The following is a 12,579-nucleotide window of genomic DNA, read 5'->3' on the forward strand; positions in this document are numbered from 1 at the left end:
ATGCAGTTTAAACAGACTTTATTAGCCGGGGCTTTATCGTTAGTTATTTCCCCGTTAGCGCTTTCAGCGATCACTACTAATACCAGCTATCAATATAATGACCAGAACAAGGTTAGCCAAATTGATGGTCCACGCACTGATGTGCAAGATATCACTCAATTTCGTTACAACAATGAAGGGCAATTAACCGAAGTTGTTAATGCACTGGGACATTCGACACAATTATCTGACCATAATGCCTTTGGAAATCCCCAGAAAATTACTGATGCTAATGGCACGGTAACTAATCTGTCCTATGATGAGATGGGGCAATTAACCCAATCCACTATTAAAAGTACAGCGGGTGATATCACCACTCGCTTTGAATACGATGCCATTGGCCAAGTGACAGCGATCTATTTACCCAATAGCAGTGAATTGCATTATGAATATGATGGAGCGAAACGTTTAACGGCTATTCAAAATGGTTTAGGCGAGCGTGTCGAATATCAACACGATAATGCTGGGAATATTACTAAGCAGGTCGTTAAATCTTCTACTGGCGCAGTAGTCAGCCAATTTAGCCAGGCTTATGATGAAATGAGTAGACTGTTAAAGTCTGTTGGCGCTAATGGTCAAACCAGCCGGTTTGAATACGATAAAAACAGTAATACAACAGGTGCAACTAATCCTCGTAATTATAAAAGTGGTAATGCGTATGATGCGTTAAATCGGTTAGTCACTAGCACTGATGCATTAAACCAAAACACCCAATTTAAATACGATTCGCAAGATAATTTAACCCAAGTCACTGACCCGCGCGGCGTTACCACCACTTATCAATATGATGGTTTAGGGCGTTTGGTAAAAGAAGTCAGCCCTAGCAGTGGTGAAACGGTTTATAGCCATGATGCCGCCGGTAATGTGACTCAAAAGGTAGATGGCCGTGGTGTTGTTACCAAATACAGCTATGACGCTTTAAACCGTCAAACCAGCCGGTCTTATCCTGCTAGTCCAGAGCTGAATGTTACTTACCTTTATGATGGCACCAATGATGGTAACAAAGGCATTGGCCGCTTAACGGGCATTCAGGATCAATCAGGCTTAATTGCTTACCAATATGATGACCGGGGTAATGTTACCAAAACCATGCGCTCGGTTAGCTTCAATGGTAAGGATCAATTCTTTGGTGTGGCCTATGGCTACAACCTAGCTAACCAACTGACTCGTATCCAATACCCCTCTGGTTTAACTATCAGCTACCAACGCAATAGCAATGGGCAAGTTAACCAGGTTACCGGTCAATTTAAGGGCAGCGATCAGGTCATTAATTTAGCCAACAATATTGGCTATGTACCGTTTGGCCCTGTACAACAACTGACGTGGGGTAATGGGAAAACCTTAAACCGCCAATATGATCAGGACTTACAGTTAATTCAGCAAACGGTACAAGGCATCCAAGAGCTGAATTACCAGTACGATCCAAACGGAAACATTACCGGCATTGATAACTTATTAGCTCAGCAAAACAACAGCTCATATGGTTATGATGCGTTAGACCGCTTAATCGAAGAGCAAGCTAACTATGGCCGTAAAACCTATGAATATGATCCGGTCGGTAACCGTACTAAGCGTACAACCGAAAAAGCCGGTAAAACTGAAACCCAAAAACTAACTTATGCCGAAAACAGCAACCGCTTAATCAAGCATGAAGAAAGCAATGTCAGTTATGACGGCATGGGCAATACCCAAAATAATGGTAATGGTTTACAGCTCCAATATGATGGTCAAGGGCGATTAAAAGCTGTTGTTAAAGGTGGAACTACCCAAGCTGAATACCGTTATAACGCGATTGGCGAACGATTAGTAAAAGTCTTAAATAACCAAACCGTTATTTACAACTATGACCAAAACGGGCAACTGTTAGCAGAAGCTTATTACAACGCTAACAACCAGCTGTTCTACACCCGCAACTATGCATGGTTAGGTACTCAACCAATTGCCATGTTAGAGCAATGGCTAAACGACAAAGGCCAAAGCACTAAACAGCAAGTGGCGTATATTCACAGTGATCACCTTAACACCCCGCGAGTTGCCTCCAATACAGCAGGCCAGGCTGTTTGGCAGTGGCAATCAGATGCCTTTGGGGTTGGCCGGGCCAATGAAGATGTTGATGGCAATGGCCAGAAAACAGTGGTTGCACTGCGTTTTCCTGGGCAGGTTTTTGACCCAGAGTCAGGACTACACTACAACTACTTTAGGGATTATGACCCTAACCTTGGACGCTATGTTCAGAGTGATCCGATTGGACTTGAAGGTGGACTGAATACTTATGCTTATGTATTGGGTAACCCTCTAAAATACTCAGACTCTACTGGAGAGGCAGCAAATCCAGTATCAACTGCTGGAGGAGCAGTCCTTGGCTTCGGTTGGGGAGTAGTAAGTGAAGTTACTTCTCAAATTCAAAATGGATTTGATCCAGTAAAAATCATATTATACCCGATTGCTGATGGAGTAACAGGAGCAATGGCTTGTAGTATGAATCCATATTTAATGGGAGGAGCATATCCTGCAAATACTACTATGAAGCGTGCTGCTGATGCATTATCTAATGGCTTAAAAGAAGCAATGTCAGGTATGGCAGGCAATTAATACTACTATAATACTAGAGCCAAGCATTGCTTGGCATCTGAAAAAAGTTTAGTTTTTAAAATTTTAAGCCATAGCAAAATATAAATTTTGGTATTCAGGATTAAAAGTGAAATATTTAATAAATAATATTATTACCTCAAATAATGCAAAGTACTTTGTGAAAAATAGACTAACATTGTGCTGTTGTTTGTTTGCACACTTTCTAGCTTTAGTTGGCACATTACATGGAGAAGTTACTAGTGCTATACCTTTATTTTTTATGTTTGTTTTACCTACTATTTATCTTCTAATAATGAAGGGTATGTTCGATAAGCAAAAAATTAGTACTAACTCAGAATAATTAAGTTTCTACAAAAAACCCCACTTTGAATTATGTTTTAAAATCAAGCTTTCCAATAAAGCTTTAGCGATTTTAATCTCTTCCTCATCAAACTGATTGAGAGAGCCTCAAACTGGTGTTTCAGCTCTATCTCTAGGCTCTCCGTTTGAAGATTGATTCAAGGTGGAGCACACTAAACTACTAGTATACACTTTGATGGTAATCAAAGTAGATAAGCCCCTGCTAATCAGCGGGCTTACCTGCTCTCCCCTCCTATCGTTTATCACCTTGTTCATCTACTTCGTATACGCTTGCCACCCATCCAGGCAAAGATAGGCTTAGACATGGAGTCTCCTTCTACAAGGTGTAGCGAACCAAATTACCGTCATACTTTTTACCAAATTATTGGTCGTACAGTTTGGTGGTTATTTAGGGAAGGTGCGATGAAGGTTAATAAGGCTAGGGGTAATTGGCGCTTCATTCTACTGGCTGTTTTGTGTTGTCGCTTAAGTAGAATAGTAGATATTTTGAAGAAAATAAATTTTCTGGTGTTTTTTAATGGTTAGATTAATATCTTCTTGATCTCAATAGAGGATAGTTGCAATAAGCTCAACTGTATTAATTTTGAGAATCCACAAGCTTAAGATCAAACTTCTTATGGTCACGATTATATTTTATGACTTCGATTTCCACCCAATCACCTTCTTCATAACTATCCAAAGACTCTATATTTTTGAGTTTGCTTTTGTGAACTAAGCCAGTTCCATTTAAGCCAAATTCTACAAAAAAGCCATATTTTTGGATAGATACTACCTGAGCAGCAACTTGTAGTCCTGGAGGGTACTCATCTTCTAATCTTTTTACAGTACAATATTGATAATCATTTCCAGCAACTGATGTAACATAATCGTAGATATTGGATATATAGTCATCATTTATGTTAGTATCTTCTTTGAGGATTTTTGCATAACCCATAAAATAGCTTTTATGATATGAATTCATATAATCTATAAGGTATTTAGCATTGCTAATCTGTGACTGTTTAGAGTCATTTCTAAATTTACCCCTTCCAATGAGATTATCTGCTATGCTTTTAGCTACTTGATTTTCTCTAAATAAAGTATCTTCCGATATTGCTGATAAGTAACTTATATTTTTCAACAGTTCAAGGTGGATTATACCTGCTGGTGAAATGGAAACAAGATCTTCTATATTAATATCAGATTTCTGAGCCTCAGAGCTAACACAACCTGAGAGTATTAAGCTTGATAGCTCGATTAAAATTCTTGAATGGGAGTGACCGTAAGACTGAAGATTTTGTACCAAGCTTCCAACTTTATGGAATCCCTTTGTTTTATTAGGACCATACTCTCTAAACTTAGAGTGTAACCACTCTAATATAGCAATTCTAACAAATGGATCTGGAAGACTATCCTCACTATCAGAGTTAAATAGATTTTTTATATGGGACTCCTGGTCACTATAGTACTTCCTCTTTCCCTTCAAAAGTATCTTAGCTATTAAATAATTAGGTAGTCGATAATCTCCATTTGACTGCCTAACCTTTAAAATTTCACTTTCGCTAATATGTCCACTTTTACAAAAATATAATATAATTTCTAGTCCTTTTCTTATATTACGACCTGCTATTCCAGATATTATTCTTTTAAACATCCTATCTTGAAAAAGAGATGCGATCATCGACTTTAAATATTTTCCTATATCAACACGAGAGCACACAACCTTCATATCGTTTGGCAAAAAATATACGAAGTCTGTGTTCTGTTTTTGAATTTCTCTCAGCACATAATTAAGACGTTCATATATAACTCTATCCAACAGCGGAGGATCAATTCTAAATACTAAATCTTTTATTACAGTATCAAGTGGAGGTTCATTTCGAAATTGATCGTATGTAGTATCTCTAATTGGCAGAAAGACCATGGTCAAAAAACTGCTCTTTAGCCATGAAGCCACCTCAAACATAAGAAGTTGATCATCGCGATTTCGTTTGTCACAATTATCTAGCACAATGACTAATAGTTTATTTTTTTTAACAAAATAATGATTTATTATCCCTCTCAAAGTTGCACTATGATCGTGCTGCAGCCTTGTAATTTCATTATATATTACATCTATATACTTCTCTGAATCTTTTGGATATAGTGAAGCTATTTTTTCTGTTTTCTCTAGCTCTTTAGAGTATATTTTCTTTAGCTCTTCTATACTATCAAAATCTATCTTTGAGTGATTTTTTTTAATTTCATTAATAGTTTCACTAACAATCCAAGTATATATAAGCTCTCTAGATAGAGGTGCTTTATTGAGATTTAAATTTACCCACTCAGTTGAGAGTCTTATTGACTCAGGTAATGCCTTTATGCGAAGGTAATCGGTAAATGTTGATTTTCCTGACCCCACGCTACCAATTAGAAGACATATTTCATTTGAAATTTTTTGTGTGTTAGATAGTTGTTCAGTGATTTCTGTAGGAAATTCGGTATCTTGCAGAGACCTGGCATTAATTATATGCTCAGGTATTGCAGCTCTGACTATTTTATCAATTGGAGAGATATGGGAAAGTTTTCGTTTTGATTTTACATAAGCATTTTGAACTATTGCAGCGCGATCTTCAGCAGTATCAGGATTAAATAGACATTTGTACTCTACTGAGATATTTGCACCAAATGAGTTTTCTCCAACTGTTTCATTTTTTACAGATTTTCCGCCAAGCAAGTAAACTGGTTTATAGTATTTTGCTGACTTCTTTATTTTGAGTAATATATCTTGACTTCTAGACAAGACAGTTTTTTTTGAAAGAAAATCAATTAATGCTGAAAAATTTGTATCAACTGAACTAAAATTTTTAGATTCGACAAAAATCTCGATTTTGTTTCTATCACAATATCCTGCCGCAACAACCATCCCATCTGTTACTACAATTTTCTCACATGGATTGATGTTTTTAGGATAAGATGCATTTATTTCATTTGCATATAGACGAGCTTCCCTTAACGCTTCGTCAATGTCTTCACCAGGTTTTTTAGCCTCAACTATTACTGAAGGCACACCGTCAACAATAATTGCATAATCTGGATAATATAATTTTTTATTAGCGCCTTTATCAATAGCCAACTTTCTAATGTCTGGCTTCGTTCTAAAATCTGTATCCGAATAGCCTAAGCCTATAGGCTCCCCTTCTGTAAGAAGCCTATATATGAATTTCTGTTCTACATCACTCTCAGTTAACAATTCCAATTCACTATAAACTTTATACATTTCTTTTCTCTTATTCCAAATAACTATTTTATGGAATTTCCTGGTTAACTAGCATGAATTCTTTGACTCAACTTTTACTATTGTATGTATTAAAACCACTAGAATTACTTCCGACAAACCTGAAATTTGTTTTATTGAAAATTTTGAATAACCATTGTGTAAGTATAAGAAACTCATATATACTGTTTCCTATTTCATATTCTTTAGTTGATTCTTTAATAACCTCATTTCCAAGTAATTTAGATGCTTCTTCAGAATCAATAACAAAGTTATGATCTTTATAATGATTAGTAAAATGATCAGCAAGAGAACTAGCTGATAGATTTCCAGGCAGACTTTTTCCAATTAATAACCTCTCTGCATATTGAGCTGCTGATTCGTTTAGACGTTCAAACAAGCCAAGTTGTACAACACTAACTTTCTCTGCTAAGAATTTAGCAAACATATCTGAAGCACTTGGAAATTTAGAGGTCATTTCTGCAACTTTCTCAATTGCATTAGCTAAGCCTAAAGCAGGAAACCCCTGTATTTGAGGATCAATTGGCCCCAATTCACTCAATAATCCCATATGAACTTCATTTGCTCCTAGTGCTATTAAAGTTGCTGCTGATTTAGCTAGACGAGGTACTAAAACATTAAATTTTGACTTTGCTAATTTTTTACATGTTTTGCTAATTAAGTAAGCAGGCTCAATTTGCCCCCCATTTGAATGAAGTATCATAAGAATATCTTTATCTTTAGAATCTTTTATAGCATGATATATCTGGTTTGCGTGAAAGCTATTTATTGGGTTTTCGTCATCAAACAGGTAAATTATATTGTAGCTAGATAGATTAGTTTCCTTAGTTAGATCACATAAATGGGCTGATATTATTTTTTTTATATTATCTTCAGGTTCTTTATTTCGAAACATTTCAACATATTCTTCTTCGTTGAATTTTTTGCTTACAGTTTCTTTTTTATCTTGTTTGGTATTTGTTATTTTAAACTCATCTACTACTTCCTTCTTATTTTCCATGCTTGCAATGTTTTCAATTGATGAGTTCATGATGCCTCCTTGAAGACAGTTCTTTTATTTTATATAAATATTTTTCCTTAGTTACTTACCCCAACAGCACTCACCGAACATCGACACCCCATCGATTTATTGCCTCTAAACATCACCCGCTCAATCGACCACTTACCTTGCATATGAGCAGGAAAACTCCCATCCAATTCGATTAATCCTTCAGCCACTAATAACGGATTAGCCGGCATTTCTAAAGAAATATTCACCCCTTTACGCCCTACTTTCCTTAATTGACGTTCACCAATTTCTCTGGCTTTAGCTTCACTATCAAACAGGTGCCGTAGTTTTTTATAGGCAGGCTTTCCTATTTTCACTTCTCGTTCCTTAGCGGCTTTTCCATCCCACCAGAGAGTGACCACACCATTATATTTACCTCGACTCGGTAAAGTGGCATGTGCATTAATAAAATTATGATTTGTCGGCTGGTTATTGGCAGGCAAACCCACTTTAACAGTCGATAACTTTTTACCCGATATGCTTTTCAGCTGTCCTTTTTTAGCCAGTACATACAGCTTATTGATAGGCTTAGCTACCGCATCATACTGCCTGGCTAACCGAGTAATAAACGACATATCCGTTTCGTCGGTTTGATCGACATGACTCACTATAATTTTAGCTAATGCTGGATCGACGCGAGGTAAAAAACCGTGTTTTTTTACGATATTTTCAAATAACACACCGAGTGTATATTGCTCATAGGACTGTGACCGTCTTTTCTTAAACGCACTGTCATCTTTCACCTGAAATGGTGCTGCGGTGGCGACTATGGTTATTTCCATCGGAAATAATTTAGCGTTAATCCGAGTAATTAAAAACTCGCCTTTATCGTAGGGAACACCTTGATAATTCAGTATTAATCCTATTCGTTCGCCTTCTTTCGGTAGTCCAGGTAGCCCTTCTGCATCGACGACTAGTTTTAATTGGTCAGACTGATGACCATCGGCATCGGTTAATTCCCAGGAAATGAGCCGTTGATTAATAATCTTGGCATGCGCCCCCGTCATGGTAGGATATACGCGATAATCTAATCCCATAATTGTATAACTTGCTTTGGTTTTATCGGTTGTGGGGTGGGTACAGTGAGGGGAATACCGGCAGGTAAGATATAAGTTAGTTGTGTTATTTCTGGATTAAGCTGATAAAAAGCCTTCTCTAATTCGTCATTATCTTGCCCTAAATGCCGATACAATACATCAGCTACTGTATCACCGGCCAGGGTCGAGACGCGCATTGGCATACTCCTCTAATGACAGGGTAAATTCAATTACTTGGGGTTCCCCGGTAGGTAATATCCGTTTATGGGTTTCGGTCACTTCCAATATTTTCCACTGCCCTAAATTGGTACCCCGGCCATCCACTAAAAAATAAGGCTGACCGGCCAGCTGCATCTGTCGTAAACGCAATAAATTATCTTCGCCAGTCACACCAAAGACCTTACCATTTACACTAATGGTATCTAAATTCGGGGCACTGAAGTGGCTTAATGGTTTACCATTCACCACTTCGGTATTCACCCACTTAACAGAAGATTTATATTGTAATTGCTCATACGCCGAGCGATGGGTAATACTGAATACAAAATCCCCTAATGCCATTTGTTGTCGCATTAATCGTTATTCCTATCTGAAAGCGAACCATCCAGCCGCTCAGCTAATTGACCACTGGCCATCAGCGGTAAGACTTGGGATTGCATTTGGTTCATGACGTTGTTAGCGATGGCTTGGGTATTATTGGGATCAATGCCAGGTGGCATCATAAAACTTAGGTTAAAGGTAGGCGACACTTGTTGGTGATTATTATTGGTCACGATCTGTTGTGCGACTTTTTCCGGGGAAGGTAATTTATCGGTAATGGGTTGATTAACAATATCAGCCACCTTGGGTTTAAGCTCGACTGTTTCTTTTTCATCGTCAAACCAGCTGCCAACCCCTTCGCCAATCCATTTACCTAAACTACTCCCAGCAATACCCCCCACTACGCTACCAATGGCCCCACCAATTACCGTACCCACGACCGGTACGACGCTTCCTACTGCCGCCCCCATGGCACCACCTGCCATCGCCCCACTTAAACTGCCGGCTATATCGCCTATCTGTCCGCCGGCTTCTGTCGCATCACCCGCCATGGCCGCATCGGCTAAGGCAGTCGCCGCCAGTCCAACGCCTAATGGCCTGACTACACGACCTGCACCTTGTAATAAACGTCTGCCCAGTCCTGGGGGCGAAGCGGCTGCCGCAGCAGGGTTGGGTAAAACGGGTAATGTACGGCCTCTGCCGGATAGTCTCCCACGTCGGCTTCGCCCTCTGTTTCTTCTACCACGCCTTCTTCGTCTACCACCACCGTCCATCTGGCAACAACAGCAAGCACAGTTAGCGCCTAATTGTCGTCTATTGTTATTGCCTCGACCCGTACCCGCTAAGGTATTATTCAACTGTCGTAGTGACGTATTCGCTTGTTGGGTTTGGGTGGCCGTGGTCGCTGTCGTACCGCCTAACCTGGCACGGGCTCGGCGTAAATAATTAATCCCTTGGCCAATACCGAGGGCCATTAATTTAATGGCTAATCCAGCCCCAATTAACGCCACACCACCAGCGCCAATTAAGCCGATGGTTTTAGCTACGGTTGGATATTCCTCGGCGGCATCCGCTAATGAGTTAATAAATTCGGTGAGAGGATCAACAATGTCATTTAATACCGGCAATAACTGATCGCCCATTACTATAAATAAGCGGTCAAAACTGTTGCCTAATAATTCTAAGTTATTCGCAGTAGTGGCTGAACGGGCCTGATACTCCTTTTCCATGGAGCTAAGGTAACGACTTTCATCCCCGGTTAATTTGAATGCATTTTTTAAATTATCCAGGTTTTTAATTAAGGGCATCACTGCCCCTTTCGATTCTTCTCCAAATAAGGCAGAGACTAAGGCGCTGATTTCTTCCTCGGGCATATCCTGAAAGGCTTCAAAGACCCGAATAATGGTGTTAGGCGCATCCTGTAGCATTTCACCGGCTAATAATTCCGGGTCAAAGCCTAATTGCCCCCACACTTGTTTTTGGCGTTTGGAGGCCATTTTCCCTTTGGACATGGCCCCGGTGATATTTTTTAAGGCCGTAGCAGCGACTTCTTCAGCTGCACCACCGGATAATAAGGCAGCCGAAAAACTCGCGGCCTGGACTTCTGAAAAGCCAGAGGACATCGCCACTGATCCCTGGCGTTTCATTACCCCAGCAATATCCTTGGCTTCTGCTGATAGGTTATTTGATAAATAATTAGTAGCATCCGCCAGCTTAATTGCCCGGTCTTGATTTAATCCCATTGCCGAACGCCAGGCGGCCATGGTTTTACCGGCTTCTTCTGCCTCAATATCAAAGGCCACACCCATTTTGGCCGCCGAGGTCGCAAAGTTTAATAACTCACCTTTGGCGATATTACTTTGGCCACCGGCGGCAATAATTTCTGATAAGCCGTCTGCGGCCATCGGGATTTTAGTGGACAGCTTCAGTATGTCACTGGCCATTTGCTTGTCTTCGCCTTTGGACCCGTCAAAGTCCACGACTTTTTTTACATCGGCAAAAGACGATTCATAATCAATGGCTTTTCTGACAGGCTGGGCCATTAAATACCCGGCGGCGGCCACTTCCATCATGGCCCCATAGACTTTGCCCCGTTCCGCCTGGTTGGCATCAATTCGGGCTTGGGCTTGATTGACCGCCTGCATCCGTTGCTGCTGAGACTCTAAGGCATTATTGGCTTGGTTCACCGCACCCGCCATGCGGATTTGCTCAACCACTAAGCGGTTAGTATCCACACCGGCATCAGACAACTCCCGTTGTAGATGGTCTAACCGGTTAGTTTGAGTTTGATACTGCACATTTAACTGCGAAACGGCCCGATTAACCCGTTCAAAGGTCCGCGTCAATTGTCGGCTGGGGTTTTGGGTTTCCTCCATCTGTTGGGCTAATTGCCGTTGCTCATTTCTGGCTTCCGTGAGCGAACGACTGGTGTCTTCCATTTGCCGCTGCAATCGATCATAACTGCTCATATCCCGTTGCACGGCATTAAGCCTACGAACCTCAGAACGTTGCTCACGTAATTGTGACGTTAACTGTTCTGTAGTGCGCTGATACGACTGTAGTGGTGCCGAAAAGCGGTCTATCGCCGCAATGGCAATACTATATTGAGCGTTTGGCATAACGTTGTAGAGTCAGTTGATAACGACGCAGGGCTTTATCGACCGGCCAGGATAAAATTTCCTGTTCGGTGACGTGGTAAACCAGGGGGATGGTATCGGTTAGGGTGTTAATGTCTCGACGGGAAAGCAGTCCGCCGTTTCGGTCAAAAAATCCGTAATCCTCGTTTGAATATGCAACCAGTCAGGCATGGCTAGCCGATTAATTTCGGTTTCACTTAACCCGGTACAAGCACGGGTAATAAATAAGCCTCTTAATTCCGTGGTTTTTTGTGCTTGCATTAATTCGCTGGTTTCAACAGTGGGGATTTTTAAATCAATGTTATTAATCAGCTGATCATCATCGCCTTTAATCGGTACCAACAACGCTGGATGGTCTTTATCAAAATCCTCGCCCAGTTTTTCAAAAAAATAATCCGCGCCTTTACTGACTAGATCAATGAGTTTGTCTTTAATACTGTTCCAGTCGGGCGTATTTAACCGTTTAATTTCACTGATCGATAATCCACAGGATAATTGGGCTAACCGATATAAAGCTTCATTGTCTTCTGGCTTGTCTTTTAAAGCGTTAACGTGATCCTTTCGGTTAACCGGTTTTAGGGTGACTTGGGTTAAAGGCTGGTCTTTATCATCCGTAATTGCCCAGCGTAATTGATAGACTTCGGGTGTCCATTGGGTCATAATAATTTACCTTTTAAATAAATAATTAAATTATGGATTTCACTTAAATTACAATGAAGTTAAATAGCTAAATATTGATCAAAAAGCATATCATTACTAAACTAAATTTATACCAACTTCTCAGTGAGAGATTTATGAGTATGTCTTGTTTAGGTGATTGTGGAAAGCTTCCCACCTTGATTCATTCTAAAACCCATAATTCCTATCTTATTAATTGCTCTGTGTGTGGAAAATATGCTGTTTCAGAGTCTTTATGGGCAGAACAGTGTATGTCGCCTGTGCATTACTTTCAGAATGAATTTAAACAGCTCATTAACGGTACTTATAAAAACAAAGTGATTAGTTTAAATGATCTAATGACAAAAGAATTTATGGATATTAAATTATTGAATACCAAAAATTATCTTTAAA

At 39.8% G+C, this 12,579-nt stretch carries 9 protein-coding genes; 2 read left to right on the top strand and 7 right to left on the bottom strand.

Annotated elements, in window-relative coordinates; all coding sequences use genetic code 11:
- Positions 1–2,631, top strand: a complete 2,631-nt coding sequence (locus tag G4Y78_RS20230; protein WP_163834726.1) for an RHS repeat domain-containing protein — start codon at positions 1–3, stop codon at positions 2,629–2,631.
- A 937-nt stretch (positions 2,632–3,568) separates the two neighbouring features.
- Here the strand turns inward: G4Y78_RS20230 and G4Y78_RS20235 are convergent.
- The 7 genes from G4Y78_RS20235 to G4Y78_RS20265 form a co-directional block, all read right to left on the bottom strand.
- Positions 3,569–6,229, bottom strand: a complete 2,661-nt coding sequence (locus tag G4Y78_RS20235) for a S1 RNA-binding domain-containing protein (RefSeq protein ID WP_163834727.1) — start codon at positions 6,227–6,229, stop codon at positions 3,569–3,571.
- 67 nt (positions 6,230–6,296) lie between these two features.
- Entirely contained in the window at positions 6,297–7,277 is a 981-nt protein-coding gene (locus G4Y78_RS20240; protein ID WP_163834728.1) for an SDH family Clp fold serine proteinase, read from the bottom strand.
- Positions 7,278–7,324: 47 nt separating this feature from the next.
- A complete protein-coding gene (locus G4Y78_RS20245) occupies positions 7,325–8,332 on the bottom strand; it encodes a contractile injection system protein, VgrG/Pvc8 family (RefSeq protein ID WP_163834729.1) in 1,008 nt (335 codons plus the stop codon).
- Positions 8,323–8,529, bottom strand: a complete 207-nt coding sequence (locus G4Y78_RS20250) for a tail protein X (protein WP_163834730.1) — start codon at positions 8,527–8,529, stop codon at positions 8,323–8,325. The genes G4Y78_RS20245 and G4Y78_RS20250 overlap by 10 nt, the downstream gene beginning before the upstream one ends.
- Positions 8,504–8,905: a phage tail protein gene (locus G4Y78_RS20255; protein ID WP_163834731.1), complete on the bottom strand. Its 402-nt coding sequence runs from the start codon at positions 8,903–8,905 to the stop codon at positions 8,504–8,506. Before G4Y78_RS20255 ends, G4Y78_RS20250 begins: the two co-directional genes overlap by 26 nt.
- Positions 8,905–11,490, bottom strand: coding sequence for a phage tail tape measure protein (locus G4Y78_RS20260; protein WP_163834732.1), 2,586 nt, complete (start codon positions 11,488–11,490; stop codon positions 8,905–8,907). The genes G4Y78_RS20255 and G4Y78_RS20260 overlap by 1 nt, the downstream gene beginning before the upstream one ends.
- Before the next feature lie 99 nt (positions 11,491–11,589).
- Positions 11,590–12,168: a phage tail assembly protein gene (locus tag G4Y78_RS20265; protein ID WP_163834733.1), complete on the bottom strand. Its 579-nt coding sequence runs from the start codon at positions 12,166–12,168 to the stop codon at positions 11,590–11,592.
- 134 nt (positions 12,169–12,302) lie between these two features.
- Between G4Y78_RS20265 and G4Y78_RS20270 the strand changes: the two genes are divergently transcribed.
- Positions 12,303–12,578 carry a hypothetical protein gene (locus G4Y78_RS20270; RefSeq protein ID WP_163833388.1) on the top strand — a complete coding sequence of 92 codons (276 nt, stop codon included), beginning with the start codon at positions 12,303–12,305 and terminating at the stop codon, positions 12,576–12,578.
- Position 12,579 lies beyond the last annotated feature (1 nt).

Origin of the sequence: Spartinivicinus ruber, from assembly GCF_011009015.1 — a bacterium.
In the GTDB taxonomy this organism is placed as follows: Bacteria; Pseudomonadota; Gammaproteobacteria; order Pseudomonadales; family Zooshikellaceae; genus Spartinivicinus; species Spartinivicinus ruber.

Bases quoted from the DNA above. Each gene is read 5' to 3' on its own strand.
- G4Y78_RS20255 (WP_163834731.1), bottom strand. From the start codon at position 8,905: ATGCGACAACAAATGGCATTAGGGGATTTTGTATTCAGTATTACCCAT.
- G4Y78_RS20240 (WP_163834728.1), bottom strand. From the start codon at position 7,277: ATGAACTCATCAATTGAAAACATTGCAAGCATGGAAAATAAGAAGGAA.
- G4Y78_RS20270 (WP_163833388.1), top strand. From the start codon at position 12,303: ATGAGTATGTCTTGTTTAGGTGATTGTGGAAAGCTTCCCACCTTGATT.
- G4Y78_RS20230 (WP_163834726.1), top strand. From the start codon at position 1: ATGCAGTTTAAACAGACTTTATTAGCCGGGGCTTTATCGTTAGTTATT.
- G4Y78_RS20260 (WP_163834732.1), bottom strand. From the start codon at position 11,490: ATGCCAAACGCTCAATATAGTATTGCCATTGCGGCGATAGACCGCTTT.
- G4Y78_RS20250 (WP_163834730.1), bottom strand. From the start codon at position 8,529: ATGCGCGTCTCGACCCTGGCCGGTGATACAGTAGCTGATGTATTGTAT.
- G4Y78_RS20235 (WP_163834727.1), bottom strand. From the start codon at position 6,229: ATGTATAAAGTTTATAGTGAATTGGAATTGTTAACTGAGAGTGATGTA.
- G4Y78_RS20265 (WP_163834733.1), bottom strand. From the start codon at position 12,168: ATGACCCAATGGACACCCGAAGTCTATCAATTACGCTGGGCAATTACG.
- G4Y78_RS20245 (WP_163834729.1), bottom strand. From the start codon at position 8,332: ATGGGATTAGATTATCGCGTATATCCTACCATGACGGGGGCGCATGCC.